Annotated in this window: 16 protein-coding genes and 2 tRNA genes; 15 read left to right on the top strand and 3 right to left on the bottom strand. The window is 52.0% G+C overall.

The features are described 5' to 3' along the window. Positions 1 to 41 precede the first annotated feature (41 nt). The gene (locus AC0IM9_RS10555; protein ID WP_482803965.1) at positions 42 to 1,295 is read left to right on the top strand and encodes a glutamate-5-semialdehyde dehydrogenase; all 1,254 of its coding nucleotides are present in this window, start codon (positions 42 to 44) and stop codon (positions 1,293 to 1,295) included. Between the two features lie 146 nt (positions 1,296 to 1,441). On the opposite strand, the gene AC0IM9_RS10550 is transcribed toward AC0IM9_RS10555, so the two are convergent. After that, complete coding sequence (locus AC0IM9_RS10550) at positions 1,442 to 1,657, bottom strand: hypothetical protein (RefSeq protein WP_445370841.1); 216 nt, start codon at positions 1,655 to 1,657, stop codon at positions 1,442 to 1,444. A gap of 368 nt (positions 1,658 to 2,025) precedes the next feature. On the opposite strand from AC0IM9_RS10550, the gene AC0IM9_RS10545 reads away from it, so the two are divergent. The 14 genes from AC0IM9_RS10545 (at position 2,026) to AC0IM9_RS10480 (ending at position 13,329) form a co-directional block, all read left to right on the top strand. Continuing rightward, positions 2,026 to 2,991 carry a PQQ-dependent catabolism-associated beta-propeller protein gene (locus tag AC0IM9_RS10545; RefSeq protein WP_482803964.1) on the top strand — a complete coding sequence of 322 codons (966 nt, stop codon included), beginning with the start codon at positions 2,026 to 2,028 and terminating at the stop codon, positions 2,989 to 2,991. Further along, positions 2,988 to 3,731 carry a lanthanide ABC transporter ATP-binding protein PedB/LutE gene (pedB, locus tag AC0IM9_RS10540; RefSeq protein WP_278211665.1) on the top strand — a complete coding sequence of 248 codons (744 nt, stop codon included), beginning with the start codon at positions 2,988 to 2,990 and terminating at the stop codon, positions 3,729 to 3,731. The genes AC0IM9_RS10545 and pedB overlap by 4 nt, the downstream gene beginning before the upstream one ends. Next, positions 3,728 to 4,537 (top strand): lanthanide ABC transporter permease protein PedC, encoded by an 810-nt coding sequence (gene pedC, locus AC0IM9_RS10535; protein ID WP_278211666.1) that lies wholly within the window; start codon positions 3,728 to 3,730, stop codon positions 4,535 to 4,537. Before pedB ends, pedC begins: the two co-directional genes overlap by 4 nt. Before the next feature lie 169 nt (positions 4,538 to 4,706). Continuing rightward, entirely contained in the window at positions 4,707 to 5,630 is a 924-nt protein-coding gene (locus AC0IM9_RS10530) for a hypothetical protein (RefSeq protein WP_482803963.1), read from the top strand. Positions 5,631 to 5,713: 83 nt separating this feature from the next. Further along, positions 5,714 to 5,790: transfer RNA gene (locus tag AC0IM9_RS10525), tRNA-Val, on the top strand. A gap of 49 nt (positions 5,791 to 5,839) precedes the next feature. Next, positions 5,840 to 7,747, top strand: coding sequence for a threonine--tRNA ligase (gene thrS, locus AC0IM9_RS10520; protein WP_482803962.1), 1,908 nt, complete (start codon positions 5,840 to 5,842; stop codon positions 7,745 to 7,747). Positions 7,748 to 7,768: 21 nt separating this feature from the next. Beyond that, entirely contained in the window at positions 7,769 to 8,293 is a 525-nt protein-coding gene (infC, locus tag AC0IM9_RS10515; RefSeq protein WP_140912684.1) for a translation initiation factor IF-3, read from the top strand. Between the two features lie 140 nt (positions 8,294 to 8,433). Continuing rightward, positions 8,434 to 8,631, top strand: a complete 198-nt coding sequence (rpmI, locus tag AC0IM9_RS10510; RefSeq protein ID WP_054761633.1) for a 50S ribosomal protein L35 — start codon at positions 8,434 to 8,436, stop codon at positions 8,629 to 8,631. Positions 8,632 to 8,664: 33 nt separating this feature from the next. Then, positions 8,665 to 9,027 (top strand): 50S ribosomal protein L20, encoded by a 363-nt coding sequence (gene rplT, locus AC0IM9_RS10505; protein ID WP_140912685.1) that lies wholly within the window; start codon positions 8,665 to 8,667, stop codon positions 9,025 to 9,027. Between the two features lie 131 nt (positions 9,028 to 9,158). Continuing rightward, positions 9,159 to 10,178: a phenylalanine--tRNA ligase subunit alpha gene (pheS, locus tag AC0IM9_RS10500; protein WP_482803961.1), complete on the top strand. Its 1,020-nt coding sequence runs from the start codon at positions 9,159 to 9,161 to the stop codon at positions 10,176 to 10,178. A 15-nt stretch (positions 10,179 to 10,193) separates the two neighbouring features. Beyond that, positions 10,194 to 12,569 (top strand): phenylalanine--tRNA ligase subunit beta, encoded by a 2,376-nt coding sequence (gene pheT / locus AC0IM9_RS10495; RefSeq protein WP_482803960.1) that lies wholly within the window; start codon positions 10,194 to 10,196, stop codon positions 12,567 to 12,569. Between the two features lie 2 nt (positions 12,570 to 12,571). Beyond that, positions 12,572 to 12,868 (top strand): integration host factor subunit alpha, encoded by a 297-nt coding sequence (gene ihfA / locus AC0IM9_RS10490; RefSeq protein WP_425334030.1) that lies wholly within the window; start codon positions 12,572 to 12,574, stop codon positions 12,866 to 12,868. Then, positions 12,852 to 13,205 (top strand): MerR family transcriptional regulator, encoded by a 354-nt coding sequence (locus tag AC0IM9_RS10485; protein ID WP_054761637.1) that lies wholly within the window; start codon positions 12,852 to 12,854, stop codon positions 13,203 to 13,205. The genes ihfA and AC0IM9_RS10485 overlap by 17 nt, the downstream gene beginning before the upstream one ends. Before the next feature lie 47 nt (positions 13,206 to 13,252). Next, a tRNA-Pro gene (locus tag AC0IM9_RS10480) sits at positions 13,253 to 13,329 on the top strand. Between the two features lie 130 nt (positions 13,330 to 13,459). Here the strand turns inward: AC0IM9_RS10480 and AC0IM9_RS10475 are convergent. Beyond that, positions 13,460 to 14,008 carry a hypothetical protein gene (locus AC0IM9_RS10475; protein WP_482803959.1) on the bottom strand — a complete coding sequence of 183 codons (549 nt, stop codon included), beginning with the start codon at positions 14,006 to 14,008 and terminating at the stop codon, positions 13,460 to 13,462. A gap of 279 nt (positions 14,009 to 14,287) precedes the next feature. After that, positions 14,288 to 14,435 (bottom strand): IS3 family transposase (locus AC0IM9_RS10470; protein ID WP_482804069.1); only part of this gene is annotated, 148 nt, incomplete at its 5' end.

The following is a 14,435-nucleotide window of genomic DNA, read 5'->3' as shown; positions in this document are numbered from 1 at the left end:
ATTTCTCAGACATCCTTTAACCGAAAACCATTCTGCAACTCATGAACTCATCTTCCATAACCGAGATCGCCCGGCAAAGCCGCTTGGCCGCGCGCCAACTGGCGCCGGCTTCCGACGCGCAACGTAATTTGGCTCTGGCAAAAATGGCCGAAGCGCTGCAGGCCGTTAGAGCGCAGGCGCTGGCAACCAACGCCGAAGAAGTCGCGAAAGCCCGCGCGGCCGGCCAGACCGAGGCGATGGTCAAACGGCTGACCATCGACGACAAGATGTTCGATTACATGCTGTCGCGCTTGAAAAAAGTCGCGCAACTGCCCGATCCGCTGAACCGTATCCTGACCGGCCATACCAATCCGGCCGGGTTGCGGGTGTATAAGAAGTCGGTACCGCTGGGCGTGATCGGCATGATTTACGAGTCGCGGCCCAACGTCACCACCGACGCCGCCGGCGTCTGCATCAAAAGCGGCAACGCCGTGATACTGCGCGGCGGCTCGGAGGCCTTGCAAACCAACGCGGTATTGACCGATGCGATGGTCGCTGGCGCGGCGGCCGCCGGCTTGCCGCAACACGCCATCCAGATCGTCCGCGCGCCGGGCCACGAAGCGGTCGGCGAACTGTTGCAGCAAGACCAGTACATCGACGTGCTGATTCCGCGCGGCGGCAAAAGCCTGATCAAACGTATCGCCGAAGGCACCCGGATTCCGGTGATCAAACATTACGACGGCATTTGCCATTTGTATCTGGCCGCCGACGCCGAACCGGACAAAGCCGTGGCGCTGGCAGTCAATTCCAAATGCCAGAGCGTGCAGGTCTGCAACGCGTTGGAGACCTTGCTGGTCGATGCCGAATGTGCCGAACGGTTGTTGCCCTTACTGCGCGAAGCCTTTGCTGAAAATGGCATCGAACTGCGCGGCTGTGAGGAAACCCTGAAACTATTGCCCGGCATTGCCGCCGCCACCGAACAGGACTGGTCCAGCGAATACCTGGCGCCGATTCTGTCGGTGAAAATCGTCGCCGGCATCCAGCAAGCCATCGATCACATCAACCACTACGGCTCCGGCCACACCGACGGCATCGTCACGCAAAGCCTGGGGCTGGCAAGGCAATTCGAAGAACAAGTCGATTCGGCCTCGGTGATGGTCAACGCCTCGACCCGGCTATCCGGCGGCGGCGATTATGGACTGGGCTCGGTAGTCGGTATCAGCACCGACAAACTCCACGTCCGCGGTCCGGTCGGGCCGGACGGGTTGACTACCTATAAATGGATAGCGGTGGGGGACGGCCACTTGCGGGAATGAGCAAGGAGTCTCGCTGAGTATCTTGCGAGCGGGCGCGTGTTAACGTTGTGAGCAGAGTAGGGGATTGAGCCGGCAGTGGAAGGGAGTTGATTAACCAACCCGGATTGCCTGCTTCGGGCGTCAATGCTCAATGGCCGAAGCGGGCTTCAGGGGGCTAACACCACTTCGCACGAATCGAAATAACGTTCCAGCCTATCCAGTTCGCCGGTGGCTAACTCGATGGCCGCATCGAAGGTCTTGTCGTTTTCGCTGTGTTGGGCAATGTCCAGCATCAAATCGCACATGTTTTGGGTTTTAGTCAGTGCGTCATGTTGTTTTTCGATGTTTTCGAGTTGTTGGTCCGTAATCAAATAGATCTTCATGAGTTGAGTCCTCTTGGTACGCATTGCATTCAAGTTTCCGTAACGGATTAGAATGCGCTTAAACGGATCTGTCTGGCGTGTTTTTGGGTGCTGCCGGTATCGGCACGGTTGATATCCTCTCTCTCCCGGCCTAGCAAGGCTATTGTTCCAAGGTGCAGCAGGTTTATTGTCAGTAGAATTTTCCGGGAGAAACCCACCGGTAGATTTCCGAATCCTCAATTTGGAAAATTTCCCTTTTTGTAAAGGGATGAAATCCTGGTTGGCTTCGGGTTAAACTTGCCGCCCGCCGATCGTCTAGCATGCGGTCTGGCTCGATCAAGAACGAGGAGATGGCTCAAGTGATTTATGGCAACTCAAGGATAAGCATTATGCGTCGGATAAAGCTGGCCGGAATGGCTGTGGCCGTTTGTGTCGCCGGTGCGGCAAGTGCGGAAACTGTTTTTGTGACTTTGGAAAAAGACAATGCAATTGCTGTGGTCGATCCCGCCGAAGGCAAGTTGGTCAAGACCGTCAAGGTTGGCCAGAGGCCGCGCGGTATTGCGATCAGCCACGATGGCAAGACACTGTTCGTCGCCACCAGCGATGACGACACGATCCGCATGCTGGATAGCTCAAGCTTGAAGGAAAGCGGTAAATTGCCTTCCGGCGAAGACCCGGAGACTTTCGCGCTGAGCCCCGACGACAAGCTGATGTACGTGTCCAACGAGGACGATGCCGAAGTCACGGTCATTGATATCGCCAGCAAGAAGGCGGTGGCTAAGGTCAAGGTGGGCGTCGAGCCGGAAGGTATCGCGGTCAGCCCTGACAACCAATGGACGGTCAGCGCCTCGGAGACCACCAATATGCTGCATTGGATAGGCACTGCCGATCGGCAGATCAAGGAAAATACCTTGGTCGATCCTCGGCCGCGCGCGGTGGCGTTTAGTGACGATAGTCAGCAACTCTGGGCAACTTCGGAAATGGCCGGTACGTTGACCATCATCGACACCGCAACCAAGCAAGTCGTCCAGAATATTAAACTGGATGTACCCGGTTTGAGCAGCGATTTGGTGCAGCCGGTCGGCATCGCTATCGATAAACAACGCCGCTACGGCTATGTAGCGATGGGGCCGGCCAATCGGGTCGCGGTGATCGACGCGCAGAATTACAAGGTGGAGAAATTTTTGCTGGTCGGTCAACGAGTTTGGAATCTGGCTTTTTCACCGGACCAAAAGCGCCTGTATACCACCAACGGCGTCAGCAACGATATTTCGATCATCGACCTGGAAAGTCACAAGGTAACCAAGTCGGTGGCGGTGGGGCGTTATCCTTGGGGCGTAGCGGTCAAACCATGACGTCGGCGCTACAAATCGATGGTCTGAGTTTTGCCTACGGTGCCAAGAAGGCTCTGGATAATGTCGCGTTTCAGGTCGAGCCCGGCGAATGCACGATTTTACTGGGGCCGAACGGTGCCGGTAAAAGTACCTTGTTCGCCCTGATTACCCGGCTTTACGACGCCAGGGAAGGGCGCATCGCGCTGTGCGGTTACGACGTCAAGAAGCAAAGTCTGCAAGCCCTGGCCAAGTTAGGGGTAGTGTTTCAACAGACTACGCTGGACCCCGACTTGTCGGTGACTCAAAACCTGCGCTACCATGCCGCGTTGCATGGCATCAGTAAAAAGCAGGCAGACCGCCGGATACAGGAAGAACTGGAGCGGCTGAACATGTATGAGCGGCGCGGCGAGAAAGTCCGGCAACTGAACGGCGGCCACAAGCGTCGGGTCGAGATTGCTCGCGCTTTGTTACACAAACCCAGTCTGCTGCTTTTGGACGAACCGACTGTCGGCTTGGATGTGCCTAGTCGGCAGGCTATCGTCAAGCACGTCCACGAATTGGTGAAGCAGCAAAGTCTCGCGGTATTGTGGGCGACGCATTTGATTGACGAGATTGCCGCCGACGACAGTCTGATAGTGCTTCACAAAGGCCAAATCAAGGCCAATGGCAAACTCACTGAAATATTGCAAAGCACCGGTTGGGCCGATCCGGGCCAGGTGTTCCAAAAGCTCACTCAATCCGACAAAGGCGGGCCGGCATGAGGATTTTGCATTATTGGCGGGCGCTGGTCGGCATCGTTGGTCGTGAATTACTGCGTTTTCTGCACCAGCGCGAGCGCTTCGTCTCGGCGCTGGTAAGACCTCTGGTCTGGTTGTTCGTGTTCGCGGCCGGCTTCCGCGCTGCGCTGGGTATTGCGATCAGCCCGCCTTACGAAACCTATATCTTGTACGAGGTCTACATCACTCCCGGGCTGCTGGGTATGATTTTGCTGTTCAACGGTATGCAGAGCTCGCTGTCGATGGTATACGACCGCGAAATGGGCAGTATGCGTATGTTGATGGTGTGCCCGCTGCCGCGCTGGTTCTTGCTTTGCAGCAAATTGATCGCCGGTACCGCGGTCGGCGTGCTGCAGTGCTACGCCTTCCTGGGCATCGCTTGGTTGTACGACATCCAGGCGCCGCTGCCCGGCTATCTATGGATACTGCCGGCGCTGGTGTTGGGCGGGATGATGCTGGGCGCGCTGGGCTTGCTGTTGTCCTCGTTCATCAAACAACTGGAGAATTTTGCCGGGGTGATGAACTTCGTGATATTTCCGCTGTTTTTCATGTCCACTGCGTTATATCCGCTCTGGAAAATCAAGGAGTCTAGTCCGCTACTGGCGACATTGGCTGAATATAATCCGTTCTCCCAGGCTGTAGAGCTGATCCGCTTCGCGCTTTATCAGCATTTCAATCAATCGGCTCTGATCTTCACCGCGATTTCTTTTTTAGTGTTTATCGGTGCGGCGATAGTCGGCTACAACCCCTCGAAAGGCATGATGGTGCGTAAGGGAGGCGGTGGCGATTGAGGGTTTTCGGTCAAGTCCGAAATTAATTTTTTTGCGTTTGTTTGCTAAAGTTCACAGAATTCTCGTCGCTAATTAGAGGGTCAGGTTGGTTTCGGTGGCGGCGGAGGTTATTTATCCCATCCGCCAAAACTGGATTAGCGATCTAGTTTCTTCGTTGGCGGGGGTGTTCATGGCTACAATCAATTCAATTTCGGCATCGCTGTATATTTCACAGACCACTATCACTGTTTCTGCTGCAAGCGCCGCTGAGAAGCCGGACGGTACGAAGCCCAAAACAGTTGCTGAATCCCCCCATGCCCAGGGTCATCGCCATCACGGTGGCGGTTATTTTATGCGGAGCGTCGTTAACGCATTGCAGGGTTTGGGGTTGAGTTTTCCTTTTGAAAATGCTGACAGCCATCATGAATCGGATAGATCAAACCAGCCGGACGAAGGAAAAGCCGCCGATATAGGACAACTGGTAAAGACATTTCTGCAGGATTTGCGCCAAGTATTGACGCAAGCTGGCTCGGGACGGGCTGTTGGATTGAGGGTTGATACTGCGTCCGGCGCCAATTCAAGCGGGTTTGATTCGGTTTCGCAATTATCGAATAACGCGGCGACGGCGAATGCGTCCACCACGACCAGTACTGAGTCTGCGGACCAGGTTTTGACCGATTCGGCGTCGAGCTCGGCGCCGGTCACAACGAATGATGCTTCGACTCAGTATGCTCACGGCGATGTGTTTAAGGCGCTACACGGCTTTTTACACGAGTTGCGGCGAGCGCTCGCGCAAGTTGCAGATGCTGCAAATACCGGGGCTGGCGGCAAAGGTGATGACTATGGATCTCGCTCGGTCGGCTGGCACGGTTATCGAAATTTTTCCGCGAACTTGGACAACTTGATAGCGGCTTTAAGTGACGCGAGTCAGGCAAGTTCCGATCAATTTAAGTCTCTAAGGGAGGATTTTGATCGTCTGGTCAATCTTTTGGATAGTGGCGGTGGTGGCGAGAAACCTTCATTGTTGGAGTTTTTGAACAAACTTAAGGGTGACACCGAGCATCAGAATTCGGCACCGGCCGGCCCAGGTACTATCGTCTCGGCTACGGTGTAAGTCGGGATTAAAGCGGATTGGCAGAAAACGCTTGCACAAAAATTTAACGTCGTTATAATGCACGGCTCGAACGACAAGACTTTAGGCGCGTAGCTCAGTTGGTTAGAGCACCACCTTGACATGGTGGGGGTCGGTGGTTCGAGTCCACTCGCGCCTACCAAAATACTAAGCACCGCACGACGGTGCTTTTTTTATTGTGGAATCCAAAAATGCCAGTGATAACTCTGCCTGATGGCTCTCAGCGTCAATTCGACCATGCAGTTTCTGTGATGGATGTGGCTCTGTCTATCGGTACCGGGCTGGCTAAGGCGACCTTGGCTGGCAAGGTCGACGGTAAGCTGGTTGATGCTAGTTATCTGATTCAGGGCGATGCGACCCTGCAAATTGTGACCGCGAGGGATGAGGAGGGCGTGGACGTTATTCGTCACTCCACTGCCCATTTGTTAGCGCAAGCCGTTAAGCAGTTGTTTCCCAGCGCTCAGGTTACTATTGGTCCTGTCGTAGAAAACGGCTTTTATTACGATTTTTCTTACGAGCGATCGTTTACGCCCGACGATTTGGTTGCGATAGAGAAAAAAATGCAGGAATTGTCTGCAGCCGATATGCCGGTGCAGCGTTCTTTGATGGCTCGCGACGAAGCGGTGCAATTCTTTAGTGCGTTGGGTGAAAAATACAAGGCCGAGATTATCGCTTCGATTCCGGCAAATGAGGAATTGTCGCTTTACCAGCAAGGCGAATTTACCGACCTGTGCCGCGGCCCCCATGTGCCGAGCACTGGTAAGCTAAAAGCATTCAAGTTGATGAAAATTGCCGGCGCCTATTGGCGGGGCGATTCGAAAAACGAAATGTTGCAGCGGATTTACGGTACCGCGTGGGGTGATGCTAAAGAGTTGGCCGCTTATCTGCACCGTCTTGAAGAGGCGGAAAAGCGCGATCATCGCAAAATCGGCAAGGCTTTGGATTTGTTTCATACTCAGGAGGAAGCGCCGGGTATGGTGTTCTGGCACGACAAAGGCTGGACGATTTACAAAGAAGTGGAGCAGTACATTCGCGAGAAGTTGCGGCTGAACGGCTATGGCGAAGTTAGGACGCCGCAAATTGTCGACCGTACTTTGTGGGAGAAATCCGGGCATTGGGATAAATTCAGTGCGATGATGTTCACCACGCATTCCGAAAATCGGGATTATGCGGTGAAACCGATGAACTGTCCGTGTCATATCCAGATTTACAATCAAGGCATCAAAAGTTACCGTGACCTGCCGGTGCGCCTAGCTGAATTCGGTTCTTGCCATCGTAACGAGCCTTCGGGTACTTTGCACGGTCTGATGCGGGTTAGGAACTTTGTGCAGGACGATGCGCATATTTTCTGCACTGAAGATCAGATTCAATCTGAGGTATCGACTTTTATCGATTTGCTGTTCGAAGTGTATAAGGATTTCGGTTTCGACGAAGTGATCATTAAGTTATCGACTCGCCCTGAAAATCGGGTCGGCGCCGATGCGGTATGGGATAAAGCGGAGAGTGCTTTGGAGTTGGCGCTTAACAATAAAGGCCTTGAATGGCAGTTGCAGCCTGGAGAAGGTGCCTTTTACGGTCCGAAGATTGAGTTCTCGCTGAAAGATTGCATCGGTCGGGTTTGGCAGTGCGGTACCATCCAGGTCGATTTTTCGATGCCGGAGCGGTTGGATGCCTGTTACATTGGTGAAGACAGTGCGCGCCATACCCCCGTGATGCTGCATCGGGCTATTTTGGGTTCGTTAGAGCGCTTTATCGGTATTTTGATCGAGCAATACGCCGGAAACTTTCCGTTGTGGTTGAGTCCGGTGCAGATCATGGTCATGAATATCACCGATCGTCATGCCGAATATGCCGAGCAGGTTCGCCTAGAACTTGAAAAACAAGGTCTTAGGGCCAAAATTGACTTGAGAAACGAGAAGATAGGCTTTAAAATCCGCGAGCATTCCATGCAGCGTGTCCCGTATTTGTTGATTATCGGCGACAAGGAATTGGAAACTCGAACTGCGAGTGTGCGTACCCAGCAGGGCGAGGATCTGGGAAGTCTGTCAATTGGCGAACTTGGCGAACGTTTGAGAAAGCAGATTGCGGATCGAAAATAATAACAACTTGGAGGATAGGGTATCAGCTCTAAAAAAGATGCAACGCGCTTAAATACCGAGATTACCGCCAGACGGGTAAGGGTGATAGGCGCTGAAGGTGAACAAGTTGGGGTTGTATCAATAAACGAAGCTTTGCAGCTTGCCTATGATGCGAACCTGGATCTGGTTGAAATTTCACCCAACGCCGATCCTCCTGTTTGCAAAATCATGGATTTTGGCAAATACCAGTTTGAGCAAAATAAAAAGCTCCAGGCCGCCAAGAAAAAACAAAAACAAATCCAGATCAAGGAAATCAAATTTCGACCGGGTACCGAAGAGGGCGACTATCAGGTCAAATTGCGCAGCTTGATTAAATTTCTCAACGAAGGCGATAAAACCAAAATCACCGTACGGTTTAAAGGGCGCGAACTAACTCATCGCGAACTTGGTATGGATCTGTTGAAACGTATCGAAACCGATTTGGAAGAGTTGGCCGCGGTCGAGCAATTCCCCAAACTGGAAGGCCGGCAAATGGTCATGGTGATGGGGCCGAAAAAGAAAAAATAATTTTGCCGTTTTTTAAACGGTACGGCGTTGCCGGATTGCAGCGCCGATCGGGTTTTACCCGAAAAAATTCGGTTGGGCCGAGCATTTTGCCTGATTGAGTTTTTGCTCAGGGACTTTATTTTTAACATTGGAGAAAACAAATGCCAAAATTGAAAAGCCATAGTGGCGCCGGTAAGCGCTTTAAGAAAACCGGGACCGGTGGTTTCAAGTGCAAACAATCGCACAAACGCCACATCTTGACCAAAAAAACCACGAAACGGAAAAGACAACTGCGTAAAACAGCCATCCTGCATCCGTCAGATACGCCATTGGTAGCGCGCATGCTGCCATACAGTTGATCGACTAAATTACATTGCAGAGAGAATTGAAAAATGGCTAGAGTAAAACGCGGTGTTACCGCTAGAGCAAGACACAAAAAGATTTTAAAGCTGGCTAAAGGTTACTACGGTGCCCGTAGCCGGGTTTATCGGGTTGCTAAACAAGCGGTCATCAAAGCCGGTCAATATGCGTACCGCGACCGCAAGCAGAAAAAACGCCAATTCCGCGCTTTGTGGATCGTGCGGATTAACGCTGCGGCCCGCCAATTCGGCATTTCCTACAGCCGCTTAATCAATGGCTTGACTAAAGCCAATGTCGCTATCGACCGCAAGGTACTGGCCGACTTGGCCGTACGCGACATTCAAGCCTTCGGCGAGATTGCAAAGGTAGCAATCGCCAACCAGAGCAAGCCGTAAGCTGCTTTCAAATTCGGTTTTAGAAACCGTTTTGACGCATCCTCCCCGCTATGCGGGGAGTTCCGCCTTTCGACGGCGGATATCCATCGCTTGGGAAATCCCATCAATTACAGACAAAAGTGAGCTGAGTCGTGTCGGCTAATATCGAAGATATCGTTAAGCAGGCATTAGATGAGCTTGCACAGGCTAAGGATCTTGGTCAATTGGATCAGGTTCGGGTCAACTATCTGGGTAAAAAAGGCTTGTTCACCCAGCAAATGAAAGAGTTGGCTAGCATGGATCCGGAGCAGCGTCGTAGCGCTGGACAGGTTGTCAACGATGCCAAAAACACTTTCCAACACGCTCTCGAGACGCGTAAACTCGCTTTAGAAAGTGCAGAGCTGGCTGCTCGGTTAGCGAGCGAGTCTATCGATGTGACTCTGCCTGGTCGCGGACAAACCGCCGCCGGTTTGCATCCTGTTACTATTACCCTGCGGCGGATTAGTAGAATTTTCGCTAGCGTCGGCTTCAACGCGGTGGAAGGGCCGGAAATTGAAGACGACTATCACAATTTCGGCGCGCTCAACATTCCCGCACACCATCCCGCGCGTGCGATGCATGACACTTTTTATTTCGACGCGCATACGGTACTAAGAACCCACACTTCGCCGGTGCAAATTCGGGTCATGGAATCCGAGAAGCCGCCACTAAAAGTGATTGCGCCCGGCCGAGTCTACCGTTGCGATTCGGATTTGACGCACACGCCGATGTTTCATCAGGTCGAGGGCTTTTTAGTCGATACCGATGTCAGCTTTGCCGATTTGAAAGGCGTCGTGTTTGAATTCTTACGCGCATTTTTTGAAAAAGACATTCAAGTTCGTTTTCGCCCGTCTTACTTTCCATTTACCGAACCTTCGGCTGAGGTCGATATCGAGTGCGTAATGTGTGACGGTAAAGGTTGTCGCGTCTGCAGTCAAACCGGCTGGCTGGAAGTCATGGGCTGCGGCATGATTCATCCGGAAGTTTTCAAATCCGTGGGTATCGATCATCAAACCTATTCCGGTTTCGCATTCGGCATGGGGGTCGAGCGCTTAGCCATGCTGCGTTACGGTATAAACGACTTGCGGATGTTTTTCGAAAACGATCTGAAATTTTTACAACAGTTTAGGTAACGGTGGATTGGAATCATGCAAGTAAGTGAAGCCTGGTTAAGGGAGCTGGTCAATCCACCTATCGCCACTGCCGAATTGGTTGCGCAATTGACCATGGCCGGCCTCGAAGTCGATGCGGTCACTCCGGTTGCTGCCGATTTTAGCGGTGTGGTAGTGGCTGAAGTGTTGGAAACCGTTCAACATCCGAATGCCGATAAACTGAAGGTTTGCCAAGTCAATGTCGGCCAAGAGCAAGCGCTGCAGATTGTTTGCGGAGCCAGTAACGTTCGGCCGGGTTTAAAGGTGCCGGCCGCCCTAATTGGTGCGGTACTGCCGGGCGATTTCAAAATCAAGGAATCCAAACTGCGCGGTGAGTTGTCGTTTGGCATGTTGTGTTCTGAAAAGGAACTGGGTTTAGCCGCCACTTCCGAAGGTTTGATGGAGCTGCCGACCGATGCGCCGATAGGTCAAGACATACGCGAATATCTAATACTGAACGATAACGTGATCGAGCTCGGCTTGACACCGAATCGCGCCGATTGCTTGAGCGTCGTAGGTGTGGCGCGCGAGGTCGCAGTATTGAATGGTTTGACGTTACTGTCCGACGATTCCGCCGTCATCGAACCGCAACATCAGCAGACCTTGGACGTTCAAGTCCACTCTGCGGAAGCTTGCCCGGCTTATTTGGGGCGCTTGATCAAAGGTATCGATTCAGCCGCACAGACGCCGCTTTGGATGCAGGAGCGCTTGCGCCGTAGCGGGATCCGCAGTCTCAGCCCGGTGGTCGATGTCACCAACTATGTGCTGATTGAACTTGGTCAGCCTTTGCACGCATTTGATGCCGATAAATTGACGGCGCCCGTTGTCGTCAGACGCAGTCGAGCCGGCGAGTCATTGGCGTTGTTAAACGATCAGACCATAGAACTTGATGGCGAGGCCTTGGTAATTGCGGATCAAGATCGGGCGTTGGCTCTGGCTGGCGTTATGGGCGGCAAAGAGAGCGCGGTGTTTGCCGAGACTCGCGATATTTTTCTGGAGTGCGCTTTTTTCAATCCAATTAGCGTCGCTGGTAAGGCTAGACACTTCGGGTTGCATACCGATTCCTCACACCGTTTCGAACGCGGCGTCGATTTTAATTTGCAACGTCGAGCCATCGAGCGCGCGACGCAATTGATATTGGAAATTGCCGGAGGCAGACCGGGGCCGGTGACGGAAACTATCAACACTGAAGCCTTACCGACCCGCTTGGCAGTCAAATTACGTAGTTCTCAGATCGAAAAAGTCTTGGGCATCCAATATAGCGACACCCAAGTTCGCGATCTATTCTGCGGCTTGGGTATGCGGGTTGAGCCTTGCGCAGACGGATGGGAAATTACACCGCCGGGGTTTCGTTTCGATATCGCAATCGAGGAAGATCTGCTCGAGGAAATTGGCCGGGTATATGGCTATAACAACTTGCCCAGCAGTCATCTATTGATGCGTACTGAATTGGGTAAAGCACCGGAGTCGGTGCTAGGGTTGGATCGATTGCAGGATTGTCTGGTTGATCGTAGTTATCAGGAAGCCATCACCTACAGCTTTGTGGATGAAGCGATGCAAAAAGCGGTGGCGCCGGATGATGAATTTATTCGGATCCAGAACCCGATTTCATCCGAGTTAGCGGTGATGCGTACCACCCTGTGGTGCGGATTGTTGAACGCTGCGCTATACAACATTAATCGGCAGCAGAGTCGGGTGAGGCTGTTCGAGACTGGCCTGCGGTTTGGCTATGAAAACGGCGCGATTCGGCAACAAAAGATGCTTGCAGGCATAGCACTTGGCGACCTGAATGCCGAGCAATGGGGCGAGAAGTCTCGGAAAGTCGATTTTTTTGATGTGAAAGCCGATGTGGAAGCCTTGCTCGGCCTTACCGGCAGCGTTGCAGTGTTCAAGGCAGCGGAGCATCCGGCATTGCATCCTGGGCAGACAGCTTGCATATTCAACCAGGATGGAGAAACGATTGGTCTATTGGGAATGTTGCATCCGACATTGCAAAAACAACTGGGCTTCGATAGCTCGGTGTTTTTGTTCGAACTGGACCAGGATGCAATTTTGCAGCGCAAGGTGCCCAAATTCAGTCCCTTGTCTAAATTTCCGTCGGTACGCCGAGACATGGCCTTGTTGGTGGCGGAAGCTGTATCCGCTGATGCGATTATTGCTTGTATCGCTGAATCTGGCGAACAATCCATTCGTGATGTGTCGATTTTCGATGTCTATCGCGGGCAGGGTGTGGCCGAGGGTAGCAAAAGCGTGGCGTTGAGTTTGGTACTGCAAGATTTTTCGCAAACTCTTACCGATGCCGAAATTGATGCTATATTTCGCAGGGTGTTGGAGACTTTGACGGCTAAACTGAATGCAAAATTGAGGGAGTGATTGTGGCATTAACGAAAGCAGATATTGCAGAAAAGTTGTTTGAAGATCTCGGCTTGAATAAACGAGAAGCTAAAGAAATAGTAGAGCTGTTTTTCGACGAAATCAAAAGAAGTCTGGAAAGCGGTGAACAAGTCAAAATATCGGGTTTTGGCAAATTTGAATTACGGGATAAAAATGGCCGTCCCGGCCGCAATCCGAAGACCGGCGAGGAAATACCGATCACGCCGCGTCGGGTCGTTACCTTTAGAACAGGGCAAAAATTGAAAGCTCGAGTGGAAGCTTATGCTGGAACCCAGTAATAATAACGAATTACCGGTCATTCCGGCCAAGCGCTATTTCACGATTGGCGAAGTCAGTGATTTATGCGGTGTAAAACCTCATGTTTTGCGCTATTGGGAGCAAGAATTTACCGAGCTGAGTCCGGTCAAGCGACGCGGGAATCGGCGTTATTACCAGCGTCACGATGTGTTGTTGATCCGCCAAATTCGTGCCTTACTCTACGAACAAGGCTATACCATCGGTGGTGCCAGAGCCCATCTGGCGAGCGGTAGCGCTAAGGAAGATAGCCTGCGCACGAAGCAATTAATCCATCAAATGATAGGCGAGCTGGAAGATATTTTGGAGCTATTGAAATAGCGCGCTCGTAAATCATGGTAGAATGATTTCCACTATTTATTCAAAATCGGGGCGTAGCGCAGCCTGGTAGCGCACTTGTCTGGGGGGCAAGTGGTCGTGGGTTCGAATCCCGCCGTCCCGACCAATAAAATCAATAAGTTAAAAATTCCCGCTTTGAGAAAATCCTGAAAAAATCGATTTCGGGATAACAAACGGGATAACAATTTTTAGCTCAAGCGAAGTTATCCCATTTTTGCGAAACAGATTTTTTGGTTTCAAACTAGCGACTCATCTTCAAACAACCTAAGTCGCTTCATGATCCCGGCTAACGATTGGTTGACCAATACATCATGTTTAAGCTGAAGCTGATGGAATGTTTTCCAATGCATGCCTTTGGGCTTAATGCCATTGGGATTTAAGATACCGGCCTCCCATCCTAACTTTTCACGAATCCTATCGGCTTTTCGGCTGGCTCGGTCGTCTTTAGCCTCGCGGGTAGACGCATAAGTCAAGGTGTGGCAATGTCGACAGGCAAAGACTTTGCCGCCATAAAGAATTGCCACCCGTTTGCCGCATCCCTGCGCAGGGCAGCGAAACCAAACTCGCTGGCCGCCTAAATGACACCCCGTTTTTTCCAACGTGACAGGGTATTCCATGTTTTCCCAATCGCTATTCAGCGGCTGGCAGCGATAACGCAGAATGACCTGTTGGTCCTGCGCCTCGATTTGTATCGACGCGATGATGTTACCGCACCGCGACCAAGTCAAACTTGATGTACGCCCCGGCGTCAACAGGCCTTGGCGATGCAAATAACGCACGTCCAAGGCCCGCATGTCCGCCGTCGTCTGTTTGCCGTCTTGGTAACGGCGTCCGCTTCCGATCCCACCCATGATTTTGCCTCCTTATTTTGCCTAAATCATTTGGCAAGTTTGACAGCGACTATTTCGCTAACCAGCCGCAAGCCTTGTCAGGCCTGACGTCGCGCGCATTTTCAAGGTGTCGGATTAACGGGGCGACGCAGGTCTTTTAGCTTTAAAAGCATCGCCAATGTCCGCTCGAATTTACGATCCAGGTGTAATGGTCAACAAAAACCGGACACCACATCAGGCAGCGTTTCTATAAAGTTCCCGCTCGAATTCAAGCGGGGATTGATAGCCCAATGTTGAGTGCGATCGGCGGCCGTTATAAAAAGCCAAATAATCGATCACGCTCAGTTTTGCCGCTTCTTGGGTTTTGAATTTTTCGTAGTTG

The sequence above is a fragment of the Methylomonas sp. Uni0011 genome (assembly GCF_056850255.1).
The sequence above is the reverse complement of the archived record's forward strand: the minus strand, read 5'-3'. Positions and strand labels throughout refer to the sequence as shown.